The 19,646-nt window shown below is 63.7% G+C and carries 19 protein-coding genes; 11 read left to right on the top strand and 8 right to left on the bottom strand.

Translation table 11 applies throughout. The features are described from left to right. Window positions 1-61: 61 nt before the first annotated feature. Together HPO_RS10575 and HPO_RS10570 are read left to right on the top strand one after the other, a co-directional pair. Window positions 62-877: a hypothetical protein gene (locus HPO_RS10575; protein ID WP_035598205.1), complete on the top strand. Its 816-nt coding sequence runs from the start codon at window positions 62-64 to the stop codon at window positions 875-877. Window positions 878-932: 55 nt separating this feature from the next. Then, a complete protein-coding gene (locus HPO_RS10570; protein ID WP_035598202.1) occupies window positions 933-1,913 on the top strand; it encodes a hypothetical protein in 981 nt (326 codons plus the stop codon). Window positions 1,914-1,935: 22 nt separating this feature from the next. Here the strand turns inward: HPO_RS10570 and uvrA are convergent, their stop codons facing one another. Next, window positions 1,936-4,917, bottom strand: coding sequence for an excinuclease ABC subunit UvrA (uvrA, locus tag HPO_RS10565; protein WP_035598198.1), 2,982 nt, complete (start codon window positions 4,915-4,917; stop codon window positions 1,936-1,938). 226 nt (window positions 4,918-5,143) lie between these two features. Here uvrA and ssb point away from each other — a divergent pair, with 226 nt between their 5' ends. Together ssb and blaOXA are read left to right on the top strand one after the other, a co-directional pair. After that, window positions 5,144-5,632, top strand: a complete 489-nt coding sequence (ssb, locus tag HPO_RS10560) for a single-stranded DNA-binding protein (protein ID WP_035598195.1) — start codon at window positions 5,144-5,146, stop codon at window positions 5,630-5,632. 37 nt (window positions 5,633-5,669) lie between these two features. After that, the gene (gene blaOXA / locus HPO_RS10555) at window positions 5,670-6,515 is read left to right on the top strand and encodes an OXA-1090 family carbapenem-hydrolyzing class D beta-lactamase (protein WP_162174035.1); all 846 of its coding nucleotides are present in this window, start codon (window positions 5,670-5,672) and stop codon (window positions 6,513-6,515) included. Here the strand turns inward: blaOXA and HPO_RS10550 are convergent. Both HPO_RS10550 and HPO_RS10545 read right to left on the bottom strand, forming a co-directional pair. Continuing rightward, window positions 6,512-7,171, bottom strand: a complete 660-nt coding sequence (locus HPO_RS10550) for a glutathione S-transferase family protein (protein WP_035598191.1) — start codon at window positions 7,169-7,171, stop codon at window positions 6,512-6,514. The two genes, blaOXA and HPO_RS10550, sit on opposite strands and share 4 nt — an antisense overlap. 31 nt (window positions 7,172-7,202) lie before the next feature. Then, window positions 7,203-8,258, bottom strand: a complete 1,056-nt coding sequence (locus HPO_RS10545) for a Kelch repeat-containing protein (protein ID WP_035598188.1) — start codon at window positions 8,256-8,258, stop codon at window positions 7,203-7,205. 176 nt (window positions 8,259-8,434) lie between these two features. On the opposite strand from HPO_RS10545, the gene gyrA reads away from it, so the two are divergent. Genes gyrA through queA form a run of 4 tightly spaced genes read left to right on the top strand, consistent with a single transcriptional unit; the run spans window position 8,435 to window position 13,731 of the window. After that, the gene (gene gyrA, locus HPO_RS10540) at window positions 8,435-11,215 is read left to right on the top strand and encodes a DNA gyrase subunit A (protein ID WP_035598186.1); all 2,781 of its coding nucleotides are present in this window, start codon (window positions 8,435-8,437) and stop codon (window positions 11,213-11,215) included. Between the two features lie 52 nt (window positions 11,216-11,267). Further along, entirely contained in the window at window positions 11,268-11,765 is a 498-nt protein-coding gene (gene coaD, locus HPO_RS10535) for a pantetheine-phosphate adenylyltransferase (RefSeq protein WP_035598184.1), read from the top strand. Further along, window positions 11,762-12,640, top strand: coding sequence for a peptidylprolyl isomerase (locus HPO_RS10530; RefSeq protein ID WP_051612518.1), 879 nt, complete (start codon window positions 11,762-11,764; stop codon window positions 12,638-12,640). The genes coaD and HPO_RS10530 overlap by 4 nt, the downstream gene beginning before the upstream one ends. A 35-nt stretch (window positions 12,641-12,675) precedes the next feature. Next, window positions 12,676-13,731, top strand: a complete 1,056-nt coding sequence (queA, locus tag HPO_RS10525) for a tRNA preQ1(34) S-adenosylmethionine ribosyltransferase-isomerase QueA (protein ID WP_035598183.1) — start codon at window positions 12,676-12,678, stop codon at window positions 13,729-13,731. A 12-nt stretch (window positions 13,732-13,743) separates the two neighbouring features. Here queA and HPO_RS10520 read toward each other — a convergent pair whose 3' ends face one another. Further along, the gene (locus tag HPO_RS10520) at window positions 13,744-14,208 is read right to left on the bottom strand and encodes a GIY-YIG nuclease family protein (RefSeq protein WP_035598180.1); all 465 of its coding nucleotides are present in this window, start codon (window positions 14,206-14,208) and stop codon (window positions 13,744-13,746) included. 48 nt (window positions 14,209-14,256) lie between these two features. After that, a complete protein-coding gene (locus HPO_RS10515; RefSeq protein ID WP_035598178.1) occupies window positions 14,257-14,880 on the bottom strand; it encodes a ribonuclease HII in 624 nt (207 codons plus the stop codon). 259 nt (window positions 14,881-15,139) lie between these two features. Between HPO_RS10515 and HPO_RS10510 the strand changes: the two genes are divergently transcribed. After that, the gene (locus HPO_RS10510; protein WP_206742150.1) at window positions 15,140-15,565 is read left to right on the top strand and encodes a hypothetical protein; all 426 of its coding nucleotides are present in this window, start codon (window positions 15,140-15,142) and stop codon (window positions 15,563-15,565) included. A 104-nt stretch (window positions 15,566-15,669) separates the two neighbouring features. Continuing rightward, a complete protein-coding gene (locus HPO_RS10505) occupies window positions 15,670-16,443 on the top strand; it encodes an SDR family NAD(P)-dependent oxidoreductase (protein ID WP_035598441.1) in 774 nt (257 codons plus the stop codon). Window positions 16,444-16,468: 25 nt separating this feature from the next. Here HPO_RS10505 and HPO_RS10500 read toward each other — a convergent pair whose 3' ends face one another. After that, complete coding sequence (locus HPO_RS10500; RefSeq protein ID WP_157532774.1) at window positions 16,469-17,191, bottom strand: DUF3108 domain-containing protein; 723 nt, start codon at window positions 17,189-17,191, stop codon at window positions 16,469-16,471. Between the two features lie 113 nt (window positions 17,192-17,304). Next, the gene (locus HPO_RS10495) at window positions 17,305-18,288 is read right to left on the bottom strand and encodes an alpha/beta fold hydrolase (protein WP_035598176.1); all 984 of its coding nucleotides are present in this window, start codon (window positions 18,286-18,288) and stop codon (window positions 17,305-17,307) included. Window positions 18,289-18,467: 179 nt separating this feature from the next. On the opposite strand from HPO_RS10495, the gene HPO_RS10490 reads away from it, so the two are divergent. Beyond that, window positions 18,468-19,256 carry an enoyl-CoA hydratase/isomerase family protein gene (locus tag HPO_RS10490; RefSeq protein ID WP_035598435.1) on the top strand — a complete coding sequence of 263 codons (789 nt, stop codon included), beginning with the start codon at window positions 18,468-18,470 and terminating at the stop codon, window positions 19,254-19,256. Window positions 19,257-19,260: 4 nt separating this feature from the next. Here the strand turns inward: HPO_RS10490 and HPO_RS10485 are convergent, their stop codons facing one another. After that, window positions 19,261-19,629 carry a VOC family protein gene (locus tag HPO_RS10485; RefSeq protein ID WP_035598433.1) on the bottom strand — a complete coding sequence of 123 codons (369 nt, stop codon included), beginning with the start codon at window positions 19,627-19,629 and terminating at the stop codon, window positions 19,261-19,263. Window positions 19,630-19,646: the final 17 nt, after the last annotated feature.

Below are 19,646 nucleotides of genomic sequence, written 5' to 3'. Positions count from 1 at the left end.
TAGCGTTTGCCGGGCAGGGCGGGAGGCTTTAGGTGTGCGCCCCGAGATGAGACGAGACGAGATGACGACGCGCCTTGCCGTTTTTCCCCTGATTTCGGCCGCCTGGAGCGTCGCGGGCCGCCTTCTTGTGTCCACCGCGCCCTGGTTGATCCTGTTCGCGCTAGCCGCCGGGCTGTACAGTTTTGCCCTGCGTTCACAAAGCGGCCTCTGGCTACCGCTGGGCGCGGCGATGCTGGCATTTCTCGCCGGAACGGAGCTGTCGCGCCGTGCCTATCAGCGGCTTATCCCCGGCGCGGCGGCAAAATTCCTGCCTCTGGCCCATGCCAATCTGGCGGCCTATGCGGCGTTTCTGTTCATCGGCTTCTTTGTTGTATTCTTCCTGATGATGCTGCCGGGCATCCTGATCAATGAGGCCGGGCAGTATCAGCTGAATGACGAGTCCGATCCCGCTTTGGTGCGCGAGGCGTTTATTGCGCTGCTGGGCACGCCCTATGGCGCGGTGTTCATCGCCTGCTGCGCGGTGGGGGCGGGGCTGCTCGGCTGGATCGCCCTGCGCCTGACGCTCTATGGCGCGGCGACCAGCGCGCTTGGCAAGGCGCAGGTGTTCCGCACCTGGGGGCGCACCAAAGGGCATCTCAAAACGCTGGGCCTGGCGAGCCTTGCCACACATATCCTGCCCTTTGCGCTCGGCGTGGCGGTCAATGGCGCGCTCCACCGTGCCCTGCCGGATACGGGGCTTGGCCATTTCATCGGCGGGGCAGCGGGCGTCCTCGTCTTCGCGCCCTTCCTGCTGGCTGGCCACGCCATGGCGGCGGCCGCCTGGGAGAGGCTGAAACCGGCAGAGCCGGCGCCAAGGCCCCCCTCTTCGGGCGATTGATGCGGCGGCCCATTCAGGTTTAGGTGCGCGGGTACCGGCTGAAGGGGAGACCGAGATGAACACCGGATTTTCATTCGATCGTGCGCTGACCTATCCGTTCAAGGCGCCGCATTTCAAGAGTTTCCCCTGGCTGTTTGGGCTGGCTTATGCCGCGATCTATGTGGCGCTTTTCCTGGTGATCGGGCTTCTGGGCTGGCAGGCGCTGGCCGAATGGTTCCTGGCTTTGCAGCAGCTGGAGAACGATCCCAACCCCATGCCGGCGGATGTCTTTGGCCTCTTCTTTGGCGGCTTGGGCGATCTTGTTCCGCTGATCCTTATGGGCTCGGTGGCCGGCTGGGTGGTTTGGGCGATGTTCGAGACTGCGTCCCAGCGGCGCTATATCTTCGGCGCGAAATTCTCCCTCGGTTTTGGCGGAGACGAAGTGCGGATGATGGTCGTGGGACTGCTCTGGGCGCTGATGAGCCTGGTGATCTTTGCCATTCCGATGGTTGTGATGTTTGGCGCCTTCGGCACGCTGGCAGCAATGGACCTCAACGGGCCGATGGACGATCAGGCCGCCGCCCGCTTCCTGGGCACCTTCTTCGCCGGTTTCGGTCTGATGTTTCTTTTCTCGCTGCTCTACATCTTTGTGGCGACGCGGCTTGCGCCCTGCTTCGGGCTGACGGTGAAGGACAAGGAGATACGGTTCTTCGATGCCTGGAACGTGTCGCGCGGCCGCTTCTGGCCGATCCTCGGCGCCTATGTGATCATCGTCGTGGTCGTTTCGGTGCTGTCGCAGATCATCTCGGCCATCGCGCAGATGCTGATGATGCCCTTCCTGATGAGCCTGCCCGTGGACGGCGGTTCGCCCACAGAGGAAATGGCAGCGATCTTTCTGTCGCCGGCCTTTATCGCGCCGATGGCGCTGCTCTATTTTGGCCTTCTCTTTGTGCAGGGCCTGATGCAGCATTTCGTCGGCGCCCCGGCCGCGCTCGCGGCCCGGCATGACCCGCGCAATGATCTGGGCGACGCCGAGCGGGTCGATATCTTCAGCTGAAGAAGCAGGGCAGGCGGGGCGCTTATTTCGCGCCCGCACCTGCCTTGGTTTTCTTCACGGGCTTTTTTGCCTTTGGCTTTTCTTCCGGGGCGGCCGCTTTGGACTTTGTGGCCGCTTTCTCCCGCTTGTTGCGGGCGGCGCGGCGTTCGTCCTGGCGGCGGAAGGTTTCAGCGAGGAACCTGCCGGTCCAGCTTTCTTCCACCGCGATGATGTCTTCCGGCGTGCCTTCGGCCACCAGCCGGCCCCCGCCATCGCCGCCTTCAGGGCCAAGGTCGAGCACCCAGTCCGCAGTCTTCACCACATCCAAGTTATGCTCGATCACCACCACCGTGTTGCCCGCATCCACCAGCTCATGCAGCACTTCGAGCAGCTTTTTCACATCCTCGAAATGCAGGCCGGTCGTCGGCTCGTCGAGGATATACAGGGTACGGCCGGTTGCCCGCTTGGAGAGTTCCTTGGCGAGCTTCACCCGCTGCGCCTCCCCGCCCGAAAGCGTGGTGGCCTGCTGGCCCACCTTGATATAGCCAAGGCCCACCTGATTGAGCGTATCGAGCTTTGAGAAGATCGCGGGCATCGCCGCGAAGAATTTCGCTGCGTCTTCCACCGTCATGTCCAGCACATCGGCAATCGACTTGCCCTTGAACAGGACTTCCAGCGTTTCGCGATTATACCGTTTGCCCTTGCAGGTTTCGCAGGTGACATAGACATCCGGCAGGAAGTGCATCTCGATCTTGATGACGCCGTCGCCCTGGCACGCCTCGCAGCGCCCGCCCTTGACGTTGAAGCTGAAGCGGCCGGGCGCGTAGCCGCGGGCCTTGGCTTCCGGCAGGCCGGCATACCAGTCGCGGATCGGCCCGAAGGCGCCGGTATAGGTCGCCGGGTTGGACCGCGGCGTGCGCCCGATGGGCGACTGGTCGATATCGATCACCTTGTCGAGATGCTGCAGCCCTTCGAGGCTTTCATAGGGAGACGGGGAATCCGACGCGCCGTTGAGCTTGCGGGCAAGCGCCTTGTAGAGCGTCTCGATGATCAGCGTGGACTTGCCCCCGCCCGAAACGCCCGTGATGGCCGTGAACGTGCCGAGCGGGATTGAGGCGGTAACGTTCTTGAGGTTGTTGCCACTCGCGCCTTTCAGCGTGATGCGGCGCGAGCCCTTGACCACCGGGCGGCGTTTCGGGATTGCGATCTCGCGCGTGCCGTTGAGATAATCCGCCGTCAGACTTTTGGGGTTCTGCATCACCTCATCAGGGGTGCCTGAGGCAATGATCTGCCCGCCATGCACACCGGCCGCAGGCCCCATATCGATCACATGGTCGGCCAGCAGGATCGCGTCCTCGTCATGCTCCACCACGATCACGGAATTGCCAAGGTCGCGCAGGCGTTTCAGCGTTTCCAAGAGGCGCTCATTGTCCCGCTGGTGCAGGCCGATGGAAGGCTCGTCGAGCACATAGAGCACGCCGGTGAGGCCCGAGCCGATCTGGCTGGCAAGACGGATGCGCTGGCTTTCGCCCCCAGACAGCGTGCCGGAGCCGCGATTGAGCGTGAGATAATCAAGGCCCACATCATTGAGGAAGATCAGCCGGTCGTTGATCTCCTTCAGGATGCGGCCGGCAATCTCGTTCTGCTGTTTCGTCAGCGATTTGTGGACCTTGCCGAACCACTCGCCTGCCTTGCGGATCGAAAATTCTCCGGCCTCGGAGATATCGAGCCCGGCAATCTTCACCGCCAGGGCCTGCGGCTTCAGGCGTTTGCCGCCGCAATCGGGGCAGGGCGCGGCAGACTGGAAGCGGCTGATTTCCTCGCGCACCCAGGCGGAGTCCGTTTCGCGGTAGCGCCGGTCGAGATTGGGGATCACGCCTTCGAAGGTTTTCTTCACCTTGTAGCTGCGCATGCCGTCATCATAGACGAACTGGATTTCCTCGTCGCCGGTGCCGTAGAGGATGATGTCCTGGACCTTTTCCGGCAGCTTGTTCCAGGGCTTGCCGAGGTCAAACCGGTAATGCGCCGAGAGGGCCTGCAGGGTCTGCGTCTGATAGGGGGAGGAGGATTTCGCCCAGGGCGCAATCGCGCCGTTCAGGAGATCAAGATCCTTGTCCGGAACAATCAGGGCTGGGTCGATCTTCAGCTGCTCGCCGAGACCATCGCAGGTCGGGCAGGCGCCGAAGGGGTTGTTGAAGGAGAAGAGGCGCGGCTCGATCTCCGGAATGGAAAAGCCGGAAACCGGACAGGCGAAATTGGCGCTGAAGGTAATGCGTTTCGGTTCAGTCTCTCCCGGCGCGATGTCGGCATATTCGGCCACCGCAATGCCCTGAGCGAGCCCGAGCGCAGTCTCGAAACTCTCGGCCAGGCGCTGTTCCATACCGGCACGGACGACCACCCGGTCGACCACAACATCGATGTCATGCTTGAATTTCTTGTCGAGCTTTGGCGGGTCTTCCAGCTCATGGAATTCACCATTCACCTTGACGCGCTGGAAGCCGTTCTTCAGCAGCTCGGCAAATTCCTTGCGGAACTCGCCCTTGCGCCCGCGCACCATCGGGGCGAGCAGGTAAAGCCGCGTGCCGTCTTCCAGTTCCATCGTCCGGTCGACCATCTGGCTGACGGTCTGGCTCTCGATCGGCAGCCCGGTCGCGGGCGAATAGGGAATGCCCGCGCGCGCCCAGAGGAGGCGCATATAGTCATAGATTTCGGTCACCGTGCCGACGGTTGAGCGCGGGTTCCGGCTCGTCGTCTTCTGCTCGATGGAAATCGCCGGTGAGAGGCCCTCAATGCTCTCCACATCCGGCTTCTGCATCAGCTCCAGGAACTGGCGCGCATAGGCTGAGAGCGACTCCACATAGCGGCGCTGGCCCTCGGCATAGATCGTGTCGAAGGCGAGGGAGGATTTGCCCGAGCCCGACAGGCCGGTCATCACCACAAGCTCGCCGCGCGGGATGTCCACGTCGATGTTCTTGAGATTGTGTTCCTTGGCGCCGCGCACGCGGATGAAGGGGGATTCGGCCATGAGGGAGGGTCGCTCAACAGGTCAGGAGGGATGGAGGATCAGATGGGTATATGTTGGTCCGAGTCTGGCTTGACGACAAGAACAAAATGTGAACTTCATATGCAAGCTGCTTTTGGACGCGGGCGGGGCGGTGGAATTTCATCGCTGTCAGGCGACAGGGCGCGCATAGCAGAGTAGAACAACTCGAATCGGACTCGAAACAGAATTTCAGCGCGGAGGCCCCATCATGGCGGGTTCAGTCAACAAGGTGATCCTGGTCGGCAATCTCGGGGCAGACCCGGAAGTGCGTCAGTTCCAGAATGGCGGGCAGGTGTGCAACCTGCGCATCGCCACCTCGGAAACCTGGCGCGACAAGGCCAGCGGCGAGCGCAAGGAAAAGACTGAATGGCACACCGTCGCCATCTTCTCCGAAGGCCTCATCAAGGTGGCCCAGAATTATCTGAAAAAAGGCTCGAAGGTTTATCTGGAAGGCAAGCTGCAGACCCGCAAATGGCAGGACAAGGACGGCAATGACCGTTACTCGACCGAGATCGTGCTGCAGGGCTTTGATGCCACGCTTGTAATGCTTGATGGCCGCGGCGAAGGCGGCGGCATGGGCGCGGGCGGCGGTGGCCGCGACCGTGACATGGGCTATTCCGGCGGTGGCGGGCGCCAGCAGATGAGCGGCCCGAAGGAAAGCTTCAGCCAGGATCTCGACGACGAGATCCCGTTCTGAGGGTGGCGTGATGCTGGCTGCTGCGTCTTCTGCAGGAATGCGCCTTCGGGCTGGCCTGCTGATGCTTGCGGCGGCTTTGCTGGCCGCTTGCGCCAGTTCCGGCTGGAACTTGCCGGCGCCGGAAGAAAACCCGCTCGAACAGGCGCTGATGCTGGAAGGCGTGAGCCCGGCAAAATCCGCACTGGTGATCTACCGGCTGGAGGATGAAAAGGTCTGGGCCAGCGGCGGCGCGCGTATCCGCGAGCGGTTTACGCCTGCCTCCACCTCCAAGATCCCCCACACCCTGCTCGCCTATGAGTTCGGCGCGGTCACGGGGCCGGACGAGCGCTTCGAGTGGGATGGCCAGAAGCGCTTTGTGGACAGCTGGAACGAGGACCAGACGTTCAGCCAGGCCTTCCAGCGCTCCACTGTCTGGATCTACCAGATCGTCGTGCCGCGCATCGGCGCCGCGCGCCTGACAGAGGGTCTCAAGGGCTTTGGCTATGGCAATGCCGATATTGGCGGGCCGGAGCAGAGCACGCGCTACTGGCTCGAAGGCCCGCTTGCCATTTCGGCGACCGAGCAGGTGGAGTTTCTCGCCCGTCTCGCGCGCCGCACGCTGCCGCTTTCGGCCAGCACTTATGATCTTGCCGTGCCGGTGATGGTGCTGGAGCGCGGCGAGGGCTGGACGCTTTATGGCAAGACCGGCTGGAAAAGCGTCGAGGGGCAGATGGACATTGGCTGGATTGTCGGCTGGCTTGAGCAGTCCGCCGGAGACGCGCCCGGCACCTATGTCTTCGCCCTCAACATGGACATGCCCGGCGGCATGGAAGAAGCTCCGCGGCGGCGCGCTGCCGTCGAGCGCGCGTTGCGCTCACTGGGCGCCCTGCCGGCAGAGCGCTAATCCCGATCCGGCGCGCCGAGCGGGAAATAGGGCCGGAAATACCGCGCTTCATCTACCGCCCGCGCGAAGGCTGGCCGTGCCAGCAGCCGGGAGCGATAGGCACGCAGGGCGGGGTAATCGCCTGAAATCTCATGCACCCAATCGGCATAGAAGAGGGAGGGGGAAGCGGCGCAATCTGCCATCGTGAAGGCTTCACCCGCCGCCCAGTTGCGCCCCTGCAGCGCGCCCTCCAGCCAGGCATAGGCCCGCTCCAGCTTCTCCTTCGACAGCGCCGCGCCGTCTGCCCGCTTGACCGGATCCCCGGTGAGCGCGCCGTTCACGGCGTGCTGGGCCGCGTCCATCACATGCAGGTCGAAAAACCGGTCAAGGAAGCGCACGTCCAGCGCCGCTGCCGGATCATCCGGCAACAGGCGCACCGGGCCGGGGTGGTGAAGGTGAAGATGTTCGATGATGATGCTGGTCTCCGCAATGTTCCGGCCGCCATCCACCAGCAGCGGAAACTTGCCGATCGGCCAGCGCGCCAGCCAGCTTGCCGAGTGTTCCGGCGTTTCCGGGCTCACCGCCCGGAATTCAAACGGCGTGGCATTCTCATAAAGGGCGATCAGCACCTTCTGGGTGTAGGAGGAGAAGGGATGGCCATATAGCGCGAGTGACATTGCGGGTTCCTTCAGGCAATCGGGTCCGGGGTCAGGGACGATAGATTTCAACCAGGGCGCTTGTCTCCACGCCACTCGCTTTCAGCGCTCCGCCGATCACATAAATCGCCCCGTCCAGCGTCACTGCGCCCAAGCCATGACGGGGATGGGGCATTGGGGCAATGGCCTCCCAGGCGTCGCGGGCCGGATTATACGCCCAGGCTTCCGGATAGACCCCCCCGCCATTGTCGAAAAATTCCCCGCCGAAGGCGTAAAGCTTGCCGCCAGCTGCGGCGGCAGCCAGCCCGCCTTGCGCCTGGGGCATCGGCGCGGCGCGGCGCCAGCGGTCTTCGCGCGGATCATAGACTTCATGCTCGGCAGAATTGCCGCCTTTCACGCTGCGCCCGCCCACCACATGCAGGGTTCCGCCAATTTCCGCGCCCGCCGCGCTGTTGCGTGCCGTCAGGCAGGGCGCGGCTTCCTCCCACCGCCCGTCCGGGCTGGTCAGAACGAAATGGTGCGTCTGGTCGGCCTGATCGGTCCAGGCGGCGTTCGATTGTCCGGTCGGTGACCGCCCCCCCATCAGGTGCAGCGCGCCGGCCGTATCGGCCAGAACCACCGCTTCGGCGCAGGGCCGGGGCAGGGCAGGCGCCGTCTCCCAGCGCCCGGTGGCCGCATTCAGGCGCCAGACGGTGCCCTGCATCTCCCACATGGCGGCAGGCGAGGACGACTGGAACCCGCCGATGGCGTAAAGCGCTCCGGCATAGCTGACGAGGTGGGGGTGATGCCGGGCCACCGGCAGGGGCGTCTCTGCGCGCCATCCCCGCCCGTCTGGCCGCCAGGAGTGATGCGCCGCCGTGGGGCCGGTGATCTGGCCATCTTCCGCGATGAAGCCGCCTGCCAGATGGATCGCGCCCTCGTGCCGGCAGGGGTAAATCTCCTGCACCGGGAAGGGTAGTGCCTCGCCCATGGACCAGCCTTCGGGCAGCGGCTGAAGGGGGCGGGCCGCCGGATCACCGGGGCCGGTGCAGGCGGTTGCCGCAAGGGCGGCGCCCAGACCCAGGCAGGCCTCACGCCGCGAGAGGCGAAACTTCAATGATTCTGGCATGTTAGGCTCCTTGCGGCCGGGGGCGAAAACTTGCCCGAAAGCCCGGATTTCACTGCAAATAAAGGCATCTGGACGGTAGCCCCAGGCGGGCGCGGCTGCTAGTCTGGAATCCAGCAAAAATGGCGATTCGAACGTCCCGTTCAGAACTTTGCCGGTCCAATGCAGAAGGCCTTTCCATGAGCGATCCGACCACCCCTCCGGACGAGCCGGGAACCCCGGAAAATGGCGCGGGCAAGCCCCCGCCCGAGGACGGCATCGAAGCGATCTCCATCGAGACAGAGCTGAAATCCTCCTATCTCGATTATGCGATGAGCGTGATCGTCAGCCGCGCGCTGCCGGATGTGCGCGACGGCCTGAAGCCGGTTCACCGCCGCATCCTCTTTGCGATGAACGAAGGCGGCAACACGCCCGACAAGCCCTATTCGAAATCGGCCCGTATCGTCGGCGATGTGATCGGTAAGTATCACCCCCATGGCGACTCGGCGGTCTATGACGCGCTCGTGCGGATGGCGCAGCCCTTCTCGATGGGCGTGCCGCTGGTCGATGGCCAGGGCAATTTCGGCTCGATCGACAACGATCCGCCCGCCGCCATGCGCTACACCGAGAGCCGCATGACGAAGGAGGCGACCTATCTACTTGCCGATCTCGACAAGGACACGGTCGACTTCCAGGACAACTATGACGGAAAGGAAAAAGAGCCTGTCGTCCTGCCGGCGCAGTTCCCGAACCTGCTGGTCAATGGCGGCGGCGGCATCGCGGTCGGCATGGCCACCAACATCCCGCCCCACAATCTGGGCGAGGTGATCGACGCCACGCTCGCGCTGATCGATGACCCGCAGATTTCCGAAGAAGCCCTGTGCGACATCGTTCCGGGGCCGGACTTCCCCACCGGCGCGCTGATCATGGGCCGCTCGGGCAGCCGCAAGGCGCTGCTCACCGGGCGCGGCAGCGTCATCATCCGTTCAAAGACAGACATCGAGCAGGCCAAGAATGGCCGCGAAGCGATCATCGTCAGCGAGATCCCCTATCAGGTGAACAAGGCGGCGATGATCACCAAGATCGCCGAACTCGTTCGTGAGAAGAAGATCGAAGGCATTTCGGATCTCCGCGACGAGTCTGACCGCAACGGCATCCGCGTCGTCATCGAGATCAAGCGCGATGCCAGCGCGGACGTTGTGCTCAACCAGCTTTACCGGTTCAGCCAGCTGCAAAGCTCCTTCGCCGTCAACATGCTGGCGCTGAATGGCGGCCGGCCGGAGCTGATGAACCTGCGCAAGGTTCTCGAATGCTTCATTGCCTTCCGCGAGGAAGTGATCGTCCGGCGTACGAAACATGAGCTGGGCAAGGCGCGCGACCGCGCCCACGTCCTCGTCGGCCTTGCGCTGGCCGTTGCCAACATTGACGAGGTGATCCGTCTTATCCGCACGTCGCCTGATCCGGCAACAGCGCGCCAGCGCCTGCTCGACAAGGCCTGGCCGCAGCAGGATATGGGCCCGCTGATCGACCTGATCGCCGACCGGCGCACCCGCCGCGGCACCGAAGACGGCACGATCTATCTCTCCGACGAGCAGGCCCGCTCCATCCTGAACTTGCCGCTCCACCGGCTCACCGGCCTTGGCCGCGACGAGATCGGGAATGAAGCCCGGGGTCTGGCTGACAAGATCGCCGAATATCTCGACATCCTCCGCTCCCGTCCGCGCATCCTCGGCATCATCAAGGCCGAGCTTGCTGAGGTGAAGGAAAAGTTTGCCGTGCCGCGCCGCTCGCAATTTGTCGATGGCGGCGTCGATATGGATGACGAAGACCTCATCGAGGTCGAGGATATGGTCGTCACGGTGACCCATGGCGGCTATGTCAAGCGCACGCCGCTGTCGACCTACCGTACACAGAACAGGGGCGGGAAGGGCCGCTCCGGCATGTCGATGAAGGATGAGGATTTCATTGTCCGCGTCTTCTCGGCAACGACGCATACGGAAATCCTGTTCTTCTCCTCGGCCGGCATGGTCTACAAGGAGAAGGTGTGGCGCCTGCCTGTCGGCGGGCCCACCTCGCGCGGCAAGGCGCTGGTCAACATCTTCCCGCTGGCCACGGATGAACGCATCGAAAGCGTGATGCCGCTGCCCGACAGCGAAGAGGCCGCCGAGCATCTCGATGTGATGTTCGCCACGCGCTCGGGCAATGTCCGCCGCAACCGGCTGGCTGATTTCACGCGCGTCAACCGCGCCGGCAAGATCGCGATGAAGCTGGATGAGGGCGATGGCATCGTCTCGGTCCAGCTCTGTTCGGAGAAGGATGATGTCCTGCTGACCACAGCGCTCGGCCAGGCCATCCGGTTTGAAGTGACGGATGTGCGCGTCTTCGCGGGCCGGGATTCCACCGGTGTGCGCGGCATCCGCCTGGCCGGAGGGGATGAAGTTATCTCCATGGGCATCCTGCGCCATATGGATGTCACCTCTGAGGAGGCGCGCGCCTATCTCAAGCACGCTGCGGCCATGCGACGCGCAGCCACCGGCGAGGAAGAGGAAATCTCCGACGACGAGGAAGAAGCCGTCGCCGAGGCTGCGCTCTCGGCCGAGCGCATTGCCGAGCTGGGCGCCGCCGAAGAGTTCATCTTCACCGTTGCCGATGACGGCATGGGCAAGCGCTCCTCCGCCTATGATTACCGGGTCACCGGCAGGGGCGGGAAAGGCCTCGTTGCCCAGAATATCTGGGGCCGCGACAAGAAAGGCGGGCCGGTCAAGAAGGTCGCTCAGTCCTTCCCCGTGGGCGATGGCGATGAGGTCATGCTGGTCACCGATGGCGGCCAGCTGATCCGCACGCCGGTGGATCAGATCCGCATCGCGGGCCGCTCCACGGCCGGGGTCTGGGTGCTGCGCACGGGCGAGGGCGAGCGGGTTGTCTCTGCGGCGCGGCTTGTCGATGACGGCGAAGGCGGTATGGATAAGGCGGAGGGTTGATGTTGCAGCGCGGCGGAAGGCTCTCGGTATAATTAACGAGAGGAGGCGCCCCGTGCATCGTATCGGCCTTTACCCTGGCACTTTCGATCCGCCGACAGCCGGCCACATCGACATTTTCAGCCGTGCCATGAAGCTTGTGGACACGCTGATCATCGGTGTGGCCATCAACGAGGCGAAAAAGCCGCTCTTCACCCTGGAAGAGCGTGTCGCCATGGTCGAATATGAGTGCGACAAGCTGAAAGGGCCGGGTCTGGCAGAGATCAAGGTCCAGCCCATGCACGGCCTGCTGATGCATTTTGCCGAAAAGTGCAACGCCAATATCATCGTACGCGGTCTGCGCGCCGTTCAGGACTTCGAATACGAGTTCCAGATGACGGCAATGAACGAGCAACTGAATCCGAACATTGAAACCGTCTTCCTGATGGCCGATGTTCGTCATCAGGCGGTGGCTTCGCGGCTGGTCAAGGAAATCGCGAGCCTCGGCGGCGATATCACGCCGTTCGTAACCCCGTCGGTGAAAAAGGCTCTGCTGGAGAAGTACAAGCAATGAAGATACGTGGCTTTGCAGCGGCGGTGGCTCTGGCGGGACTTCTCCTGCCGGCCTGCGCCGAACCGGTCGATGGCACCTGGTCGTTCGAAACGCCGGAAGATGTCGCTGCCAGCCCCGATTGGCGCCCGGTTGATCCGGAGCGGCTGTTCATCTTCGACACCAATAAAGGCCGCATCCTGATCGAGGCTTTTCCCGAAGTGGCGCCCAACCATGTGGCGCATTTCGCGGCCATCACCCGTTCGGGCGACTATGACGGCACGAGCTTCCACCGCGTGATCGATGATTTCATGGCGCAGGGCGGAGATATCTTCGCGCTGAAGGGCAGGGAGTCCGGCCAGCCGAGCGTAAAGGGCGAGTTCACCTTCCGCCGCGATGTGGAGAAGATGCCGCTGGAGGCCACCATCGGCCCGGAAGACAGCGCCAAGCATGGCTATTATCACGGTGTCCCGATCCAGACCCAGCCTTCCTTCTTTGCTGAAATGTCGGTGGACGGACTGGTCGAAAGCTCCATTCCCCACTGCGCCAGCATCGTCTCCACCGCGCGCACCAGCGATCCGGACTCGGCCAATGGCCAGTTCTTCCTGATGCGCGGCTACTCCCCGCATCTTGACCGCCTCTATTCCTCCTGGGGCCGCGTGATCGAGGGCCAGGATGTGGTGATGTCCATCAAGACAGGCTCGGAGCAGAATAACGGCTCGGTCAGAGATCCGGATATTCTGGAATCGGCAAGGATTGCGGCTGATCTTCCGGAGGCGGAGCGTCCGAAGGCCTATGTCCTGCGCACCGATACGGATACCTTCCGCGCGGCGCTTGAGGCAAAGGGCGAAGTCAACATCTGTGAGCTTTCCCCGGTTCCGGCCGTCATCCTGGAATAGAGAGGCCGCGCGCCGGCTGCTCCGGTAAAGGCATCATGGACCTCTCCGTCTTCCAGTTCGATCTTCCCGAAGATCTCATCGCGCTCCGCCCGGCTGAGCCGCAGGACAGCGCGCGCCTGCTCGTTGTGCATGGCGATGGCCGGCTGGAAGATGCAACCGTCCGTGATCTGCCGAAATACCTGAACGCTGGCGATGTGCTCGTCTTCAACGATACGCGCGTTCTGCCCGCCGCTCTGAAGGGCATCCGCCCGGCGCGCGACGGGGCGAGCCGCGATGTCGAGGTGGATGTAAACCTCGTCGAGCGGCAGGGCGATTGCGTCTGGCTGGCGCTCGCCCGGCCCGGCCGCCGCCTGAAGGAGGGCGACGAGATCCATTTCGCCGAAGGCTTTACCGCCATGATCGGCGCGCGCCGCGAAGGCGGGGAAATCCTCCTGAACTTCAACTGCGAGGGCGAGGCGATGATCGCCGCGCTGGACGCGCACGGCGCCATGCCGCTGCCGCCCTATATCGCCCGCCGCCGCCCGGCGGATGCGAAGGACCGGGAAACCTACCAGACGCGCTTTGCCGGGGAGGAGGCCGCCAGCGTGGCTGCGCCCACCGCCGGTCTGCATTTCACGCCTCGCCTTTTGGGGGAGGTGGAGGCGGCAGGCCTGAAACGCGAAACCGTCCGCCTGCATGTCGGGCTCGGCACATTCAAGCCGCTGGAAGAAAGACACCTCGCCGAAAACCGTCTGCATGAGGAATGGCGCCGCGTGACGCCGGAAGTGGCAGACCGCCTCAACGCCGCGCGCGCGGCTGGTGCGCGCCTTGTTCCGGTGGGCACAACGGCCATGCGGACGCTGGAAAGCTGCGCAGGGGAAGACGGCCACATCCACGCCGCGTCAGGGCCAACCGACATTTTCCTCAAGCCCGGCGACCCCGTCCGTGCCACAGACGCGCTGATGACGAACTTCCACCTGCCGGGATCCAGCCTCTTCATGCTCGTCTGTGCCCTGATGGGAACAGACATCATGCGCGCGGCCTACGCCCATGCCATCGCGGAAAAGTATCGCTTCTATTCCTATGGCGATGCATGCCTGCTGTTGCCGTAAGGCCAGCCGGCCTCAGCCCGCCTTGCGCTTGCCAAAGCCGATCAGCCCGGCAAAGAACTCCGCCCACCACCTGCGCCAGCGCCAGGCACGGCGCAACTTGGCATTGCGCGGCGCGTCCAGATCCCCGCGGGGAATGAGGATATCGTTCATCTTGGGCTGATAGCGGCGGATCAGGTCTTCCTCGATGCGTGCCCGGTCCATCCCCCCGCGGATGACCAGTACATGCCGCTCGGTAGCCCCGCGCTTCCACCAGGCCTCCCACCAGCGCTCATGCCCGTAGAGGCGCGACTTAAAGTTCGTCGCCTTGCCGATATAGAGTGGGAACAGGAAGAAGGCGAAGCGGCGCACCACGAAGATGTAAACCCCGCCGCCCTCGGGAATGCCCTTGCGCGTCAGCGTGATCTTGAACCGGTAAGCCTGGCCGCTTTCGCCATACCAGGTGTGCCAGCCGAAAAGAAACCAGTTGAGAAGAAACATCTGCGGCGCGTCCCCATGAGAGCCTGCCGGGAAACTCTTCGGTGCCGGTTAACAGTGTCTTAAAAGGGCCCGGACCGGGGCAAAGCTTTGGCGATGCACCGCGCACGGACCAAGCCGGGCCAGCGCCTCGGCATGGGCGGCGGTGCCATAGCCTTTGTGCCCGGAAAAGCCATAGCCTGGATACGAAATGCAGAGTGAGGCCATCTGCGCGTCCCGGTGCGTCTTGGCCAGGATCGAAGCGGCTGAAATGCAGGGCTCGGTCAAGTCACCCTTGATGATCGCGCGCGCCGGGGCGGGCAGGTCTGCCGGCAGGGCGTTGCCATCGATCAGAATGACCGCGGCGGTGCCGGGCCTTGTCCTGTTTTGTCCGGATTTGTCCGAAACGGTCCTGAAAAGATCCGCCACCGCCCTTTGCATGGCCAGGAATGTGGCCTGCCGGATGTTCAGCGTGTCGATCTCTTCCACGCTCGCTTCGGCGACGCTCCAGGCCAGCGCCCGCTCCCGGATCAGCGGGGCCAGCCGGTCGCGGGCCTTCTCCGACAATTTCTTGGAATCGGTCAGCCCCTCCACCGGCCGGGTGGGATCGAGCACCACCGCTGCCGCCGTCACCGGCCCCGCCCAGGGGCCCCGGCCTGCCTCGTCCACGCCGATGATCAAGGAGAAACTGCTCATCCCGCCATCACAGCAGGAGTCGCCGTGCCCTGCCAAGATAGCGGCTGTTGACGCCTGCGCGGCACGGGCTTACCCCGGTGCCCATGTGCCGCGCAAAACGCCCGCTCCAGCAACAGACCCGCCTGCAATTGCTGGCGGCGCGCGGCCGCATGGGGAAACACAGGGCCGGTTAAGGCCCATCCGATCCTCCGCTGAATGTCGCGCCCGCCCGGTTCTCCCGAGGCGGGTTTTTCAATTATGGAACAAGGAATTACAAGCAATGTCTGAGATCACGGATGAAGAGATAGAGCATATCGCGCGCGGCGTTCTGGCCTGCACGCTGCCCAGGGAAGCGTGGACCCATACGGCCCATTTCGCCTTCGCCATCTGGATGCAGGCAGAGCGGGGCGGGGATATTCTCCCGGCCGTCCGCGCGGCAATCTGCGCTTATAATGTCGCGGTGGGCGTCGAGAACACCGACAGAGCCGGGTATCACGAGACGATCACGGCTGCCTCGCTCGCGGTCGTTGCGGCGCATGTTGCGGCCCATCCGGGGGCCAGCAACGCCGCGCTTCTGGCGGCTCTGCTGGCCGGCCCCTGCGGCCGGTCCGACTGGATCTTCGCCCATTGGTCCAAAGAGCGTCTCTTGTCTGTGGAAGCCCGCCGTGAATGGACCCCGCCAGACCTTCAACCGCTGCCCGCCTGAGGCCGCTTCCTGGTGCGGGCTCGCGTTGGGGCCTCGCGTGGGGGAAGGGCTGGCCATCCCCACCGGCCTTGGCCAGCATGATCGCTGAAAAACTGGAGGAACACATGGATCTCGGCCTCACCGATAAAGTCGTCTTCATCGCCGGCGCCAGCCGGGGCATTGGCCACGGCATCGCCAAAAGCCTGCTGGAAGAGGGGGCAAAAGTCGCGCTCACCGCGCGCGGCGCCGAAGCGCTGGAGGCCACGCGGAAAGAGTTCGCCGCCGCCTATGGCGAGGGCAAGGTGTGGTCCTTTGCCGGCGATCTGACGCAATCGGAAGGCATCAATGCCGCTGTCGAGGCGTGTGAGAAAGCGTTCGGCCCCATTCGCGGCGCGGTCGCCAATGTCGGCCTTTCGCCTTCGCCGCTGGGGCTCGATGTCAGCGATGAGGAATGGCAGGGCGGGCTTGATCAGAACCTGAACTCCGCCTTCCGCCTCGCCCGCGCCGGGATCCCGCGCATCTCGGCCAATGGCGGGGGCAGCTTCCTCTTCATCTCTTCCATTGCCGGCCTGGCCTCACTCGGCTCGCCGCTGATCTATGGCGCCACCAAGGCGGCGGTAAATCACCTCTCCACCTCCATCGCGCGTTTCTCGGGCAAGACGAATGTGCGTGTAAATACGATTGCGCCGGGCAACATCATCTTCCCCGGCGGGGACTGGGTGCGGAACGCCACCGGCCCGCGCGCCGAGGCCTGGGCCAAATGGATCAAGCGTGAAGTGCCGCTCAATCGCTTCGGCACCCCGCAGGAAATCGGCGATACCGCCGCCTTCCTCCTGTCTGACCGGGCAAGCTTCATCAACGGCGCCGTGGTCGCGGTAGACGGCGGTCAGACGCGCTGAAGCGCGGCTGACCGGGCTGCTGGCGTCAGCGGATGATGTTGAGTTCTTCCAGCTCGAACGTCCAGTTGTAAGGCGCGGCCACAGCGCCTTTGACGAACAGGAAATCGCCATCCGTCGTCACCCAGAATTCATAGGGCGGATGATCATTGCTGGTCATCACGAAGGCGAATTTGTAGCATTCAAACGTGCCTGCCGGCACGGTCACAGTCTCGACGCCGGAATATTGCAGGCTGCTGGTGGTCGTGCGCTGAAAGTCCGGCCCGGTGGCGCCGCGATGGTCGATGGAGCTCAGCAGGTTGTTCTTGAAGGTCTGGATGCCTTCACCTGTCGAGCGGTCAAACCGCGCGGCCAGCCAGGCATCACCGGTCAGATTGTGTGTGCCGAAACCGCGGATATTGCGGTCAATCTCCACCGTCTCGCTGATGCGGCCGCGCTCGATATTGAAGCCCTGATATTCGGCCTGCGTATCCGTCCAGCGATACCAGGTGCTGCCATAGAATTTGTTGTCCTTGGTCAGGCGCACGAAGGTGTCATGCGGGTGGAAATCGGCGTCCACGGTGGCTACCACATCGCGGGTCAGGGCAACGTCATGCAGCTCGCAATAGGCGCGCATTACCCGGTGCCCATCGCCATGATGGGTCATGTGAAACCGCTCGATGCCCCAGTTCCGGTCCGGAAAGTCCGGATGCCCGTCGATCTGATAGCTGATGGTGCCGGAAATCTCGCGGTGCTTGGGGCCAGATGCCATGGGGGAGGAGCCTTTCTGCATAAGCTGGGCCTGCTAGCCCGGCATGCGCCGGGGCAGGCTTTGGTATAACCTTTGCAGACTTTGGTATATCTTTTGCGCGGATGCAAGCGCTGTCAGACAACCCGGCCCTTCAGCGAGGCCAGCCAGGGCACCAGCGCGGCATTGACCTCCGCCGGGCGCTCCTGCTGCGTCCAGTGCCCGCAGCCAGGCAACACTTCCGCCACTTCCAGGCCCGGCACAAAATTCCGCATACGGCCGATTGGATCGTCGATCATGCCGAAACCGGAATAGGCGGGGTCTTTATCCCCTGCGATGAAAAGGGCGGGCTGCTCGATCTTCCGGTCCTTGTAGGCCTGCAGGAATTCCCAATCGCGCGTATGATTGCGATAGCGCGAGAGGGGGCCGAAAAAGCCCGAGCCTTCAAATTCGCGCGTATAGTAATCAAGATCGGCTTCGCTCATCCAGGCGCCGATGGTTTCGGGGGGATGGAGGCCGTCGAGCAACGGGAAGTCCGATGGCTGGTCCACTGGGAAATCCCCGCGCTTCGCCTCGCCGGAAATCGCATGGTAAAACCCCTTGAGGAACCGGCGCGGCTCCGCCTCGAAGGCTGCCTCCGCGCGGCCCGGATCGCGGAAATAGGACTGGTAAAAGAACTTGTTCTTGTCGTCCCATACCTGCTTGATGACGAGATCGAAGGACACCTGCGGCACCCCGAAATAGGGCACCGACATTGCAGCCACCGCCGCGATGCGATCAGGATGGATCAGGGACGTGTTCCACACCTGCGGCGCGCCCCAGTCATGGCCGATCAGAATGAAAGGGGCGTCCGGCGACAGCGCCTTGCCGACGCCGAGAATATCCCCGATCAGCGCTTCCATCCGGTAGTCCGGCACCGCGCCAGGTTTTGACGAGCCGCCATAGCCGCGCACATCCATCGCCGCCGCCGTGAACCCCGCCCCGGCCACCGGCCCGATCTGATGGCGCCAGGAATACCAGCTCTCCGGAAAGCCATGCACCATCAAGGCCAGCGGGCCTGAACCCTCCAGCGCCACGCGGATCTGCGCCTCGCCCGCATCAATCGTCCGGAATTCCGGCATGGCTTATCCTCCCAATCTCTCCCCGCAAAGCTGCGACAGGGCAGGGCCGCTGGCAAGCAGGGCCGCCACGTAAAGCCGCGCGGGCGGGGAAGAGTTTACGCCGGGGCGGGGATTGCGCCCCGGCCTCGCCAGACGCAAGCTTTTCCCAAAACAAGAACAACACCTTGGGAGGAATGGATATGACAGCGCATCATATCAAGCTTGCAAAAGAGGATGATGGCATTGCCATCCTGACCATAGACCGGCCGGAAAAGCGCGGCGCGATGACCTTTGCCATGCTTTACGCCTTCATCGAAAAGGTGCGGGAGGTCTCCGCCGATGACGCCGTCCGTGTCCTGATCGTCACGGGATCGGGTGGCAGCTTCTGCGCCGGCACGGACCTGGCCGATCTTTCCACCAAGCCGGGCGAAACGCGCGGCGTACGCGGCGAGGCGCATGAGGGCGATGTGTGGTGGCCGCTCGTTTCCTGCCCGAAGCCGGTGATTGGGGCGATTGACGGCAATGCGGTCGGAATGGGCGCGGAATTTTCCAGCCAGTGCGATGTACGCATCATCACCCCGCGCACGCGCTTTGCCTGGAACTTCGCCCATCGCGGCCTTGTGCCCGATACCGGCGCCGGCAGCTGGCTGCTGCCCCGCATCATCGGGCCAAGCCGGGCGCTGCGGCTGCTCTATTCCGGCGCCTTCCTCGAAGCCGAAGAAGCGCTCGCCATCGGCTATGCCAATGCCATCGCCGAGCCCGGGACCCTGCTGGATGCGGCCCGCGCCGAAGCCCGCCGCTATCTGGCGTCCTCCCCCTTTTCCATCCGGCGAATGAAGGAGCTGGTGTGGAAGGGTCTTGAGCGCGACGTGGCCGATCACATGCAGGCGCATGTCACGGCGCTGTCAGCCTGTTTCAAATCTGCCGATCACAAGGAAGGCGTTGCTTCCTTCCTCGAAAAACGGCCGGCAAAGTTCACAGGCAAATAGCGCCTCAACCCATCACGAAGGCGTTGAGCTTGTTGCCGTCGAGATCGCGGAAATAGCCGGCATAGAAGGTGTCGCCGCGCGGGCCGGGCGGGCCTTCGCAGGTGCCGCCCTGGGCGAGCGCGATGGCGTGCAGCCGGTCTACCTGCGCCTTGTCCTTCGCCTGAAGGGCAACCATCACGCCGTTGCCAACGCTCATCTTGTTCCCGTCATGGGGATAGCAGAGGCCAATGCCGGCCGGGCCATCGGGCGTGCCCCAGGCAATGAAAGTGTCGGTCGTAAACATACGAGGCGTGCCAAGCTCCTCCGCAATTGCGTCATAGAATTTGGCGGCCCGGTCGAGGTCCGTTGTTCCGAGTGTTACATAGCCGATCATGTTTGCCTCCTTCAGCC

It is taken from the genome of Hyphomonas polymorpha PS728, from assembly GCF_000685315.1.
Classification (GTDB): domain Bacteria; phylum Pseudomonadota; class Alphaproteobacteria; order Caulobacterales; family Hyphomonadaceae; genus Hyphomonas; species Hyphomonas polymorpha.
Note: the sequence above shows the minus strand (reverse complement) of the source record. Positions and strands in the feature narration are given on the sequence as shown.